The 273-nt window shown below is 72.5% G+C and carries 1 protein-coding gene; it reads right to left on the reverse strand.

Annotated elements, in window-relative coordinates:
* Positions 1-31: 31 nt before the first annotated feature.
* Positions 32-273, reverse strand: a 242-nt coding sequence (locus tag JI664_RS23685; protein WP_414707760.1) for a DUF6950 family protein, incomplete at its 5' end; no start/stop codon positions are given.

Raw genomic sequence — 273 nt, forward strand, 5'->3', positions numbered from 1 at the left:
CAGGGCGGCAAGAAGGAAAATGCGGATCATGTCAGGGCCGAAGCTCGAAGGCCCGAGCTGCCACATCGAGCGGCAGCTGTTCCAGCTTGTGCCGGGTCAGCACCGCGACCCGCTCGCCCGTGACGATGCCGAGCGCCCAGCCGCCCCGGCCCGAGGGCACGGCGGCCAGGTCGCCGCGCTGCGCCATGGCGACGGGGATCTCGACGAGCTGCGCAGCGGCGGCCTCGACGTGGTCGGCATGGCCGATCTCGGCCAGCTTCGCGCGGCCTTCGC

The organism is Rhodobacter sp. NTK016B (assembly GCF_017303295.1).
GTDB lineage: Bacteria > Pseudomonadota > Alphaproteobacteria > Rhodobacterales > Rhodobacteraceae > Pararhodobacter.